Annotated in this window: 2 protein-coding genes; both read left to right on the top strand. The window is 52.8% G+C overall.

Annotation, left to right across the window (positions count from 1 at the left end):
• Nucleotides 1–1,009: protein arginine kinase (locus L691_RS0108170; protein WP_025689906.1), on the top strand; the 1,009-nt coding region annotated here is incomplete at its 5' end.
• 35 nt (nucleotides 1,010–1,044) lie between these two features.
• Nucleotides 1,045–1,473 (top strand): Clp protease N-terminal domain-containing protein (locus tag L691_RS28285; protein ID WP_036736102.1); only part of this gene is annotated, 429 nt, incomplete at its 3' end.

Below are 1,473 nucleotides of genomic sequence, written 5' to 3'. Positions count from 1 at the left end.
CAGCCACTCCGAGATTGTAATCAGCAGCCGTGTGCGGATCGCCCGCAATATACAGCATCACCCTTTTCCCCTTCTGGCTACGAAGAATCAGGCGGATGAAGTCTTGGATGTTCTGGCTCCGGTTGTTGTTCAGGATCAGGATACGGGATATGGCACGTTTGAGCTTGTGAAGCTAGATAAACTGGAAGAATTAGATAAGAAGGTACTGGTCGAGAAGCATCTGATCAGTCCCAATCTCGTCAATGACTCCCGGGGCGGTGCGGTGCTGCTGAATGAGGACGAGTCGGTCAGCATCATGATAAATGAAGAAGACCATCTTCGTATTCAATGCCTGTTTCCCGGTTTCCAGGTTCGCGAGGCCTGGGAGAGGGCAACCGCGATCGATGATATCTTCGAGGAATCAGTCGATTACGCTTTTGACGTCAAAAGAGGCTATTTAACCAGTTGCCCGACCAATGTCGGCACAGGACTTCGCGCTTCGGTTATGATGCATCTTCCGGCGCTTGTCATGACCCAGCAGATCGGCCGTATTCTCTCGGCTGTCAACCAGGTGGGGCTTACGGCAAGAGGGATTTACGGGGAAGGCAGTGAAGCTGCCGGGAATATCTTTCAGATTTCCAATCAGATTACACTGGGGCAGACCGAAGCTGAGATTATAGACAACTTGCATGGTGTGGCTATCCAGATTATCGAGCATGAACGCAATGCGCGCCAGCGGCTGCTGGATGATTCCGCTTTGCGGATTACAGACCGCATCATGAGGTCGTACGGGATTTTGTCCTACGCGGCCGTAATGGAATTGAAGGAAGCTTCCCAGCGTCTGTCGGATGTGCGGCTTGGCGTAGATTTGGGAATCCTGAAAGCTCCATCCATCTCGGTGCTCAATGAGCTGAATGTCAAGACGCAGCCTGGATTTCTGCAGAAGATGTTTGGCGAGGAGCTGAGCTCAGCCGAATGCGATATGTACCGGGCGAAGCTGCTCCGGGATACGTTGGGGATCACACATTAATTATAGATATTGATTATTTTTGGAGGTGCAGGATTATGATGTTTGGCAGATTTACGGAACGCGCGCAAAAAGTGCTTGCGCTGGCACAGGAAGAGGCCGTTCGGCTGGGACACAATAATATCGGCACAGAACATATTTTGCTCGGACTTATTCGCGAAGGCGACGGCATTGCCGCCAAAGCTTTGATTGCCCTTGGTCTCGGTCTGGAAAAAATTCAGGACGAGGTGGAGACGCTGATCGGCAGAGGACAAGAGCAGCCGACGAACATCGCGTACACCCCGCGAGCCAAGAAGGTCATCGAGCTGTCGATGGACGAAGCCCGTAAGCTGGGCCACACGTACGTTGGCACCGAGCATATCCTCCTTGGACTCATCCGCGAGGGAGAAGGCGTGGCTGCCCGCGTACTGAACAACCTGGGCATCAGTCTGAACAAGGCCCGTCAACAAGTTCTGCAGCTGCTGGGA

This window comes from Paenibacillus zanthoxyli JH29 (assembly GCF_000520715.1).
GTDB lineage: Bacteria > Bacillota > Bacilli > Paenibacillales > Paenibacillaceae > Paenibacillus_AQ > Paenibacillus_AQ zanthoxyli.
The sequence above is the reverse complement of the archived record's forward strand: the minus strand, read 5'-3'. Positions and strand labels throughout refer to the sequence as shown.